The sequence below is a fragment of the Oleiphilus sp. HI0132 genome, from assembly GCF_001635845.1.
The window spans coordinates 1-395 of record NZ_LWGJ01001431.1; the positions used below are offsets into that span (position 1 = coordinate 1).

Sequence of the window (395 nt, forward strand, 5' to 3'; positions counted from 1 at the left end):
CAAATTTAGCATTATTGGGGCTACTTACAGCAACCCTTGCTTATTCTTCCGAAAAACAGGTATCCCTTTCTTACGTTGATTACCCACCCTACTACGGAAAGACTCTAGAGAATGGAGGCCCTATAAGTGAAATCATTTCAGCTGCTTTTAAATTAAAAAATTACAAAGTAACGAAAGAACAACTGCCATGGTCTAGAGCGCTAGAATGGACCAAAGAAGGTAAATTCGACGGTATCTATACCGCCTGGTACAGGAAAGATCGAGAAAAAGATTTCGCCTATTCTGCAGAGCTCCCTGCAAATAAAGTAGTTTTATTCAAACGCAAAGACGCTCAAATCAATTATCAAAGTTATTCAGATCTAAAACCCTACACCATCGGCGTTGTTCGCGGATAC

The 395-nt window shown here is 40.0% G+C and carries 1 protein-coding gene; it reads left to right on the forward strand.

The window, feature by feature from the left end; translation table 11 throughout:
* Positions 1–395: ABC transporter substrate-binding protein (locus A3766_RS21870; protein WP_156509041.1), on the forward strand; the 395-nt coding region annotated here is incomplete at both ends.